We start from the raw sequence: 265 nt of genomic DNA on the forward strand, positions 1-265 counted from the left end.
CTCGTAAACAGATACAAAAACGCCCGCATTCATTGCAGGCGTTTTGTTAGATTCGAAGTTTACGATTCAAACTCTTCAATCATCTCTTGTGCTTCGGTCTTAGGCTTATCCGTTTGACCAAAACCGCGCAGACCCACTACGTGTACGTGTTCGTGGTCTTTAAACACCTTACGCACCAGTTTGTAGGTCGTACCTTTCTCTGGGCTGATGTTTTCTGGTGCCGCGATAAGAAGCTGCATATCCAGACGGTCACACAATTCGAACA

1 protein-coding gene is annotated in these 265 nt (G+C 46.0%); it reads right to left on the reverse strand.

Going from position 1 to position 265, the window contains the following annotated elements; translation table 11 throughout:
* Positions 1-59: 59 nt before the first annotated feature.
* Positions 60-265 (reverse strand): hypothetical protein (locus O4H47_RS17960; protein WP_269395395.1); only part of this gene is annotated, 206 nt, incomplete at its 5' end.

Origin of the sequence: Maritalea porphyrae, from assembly GCF_027213965.1 — a bacterium.
Taxonomy (GTDB): Bacteria; Pseudomonadota; Alphaproteobacteria; order Rhizobiales; family Devosiaceae; genus Maritalea; species Maritalea porphyrae_A.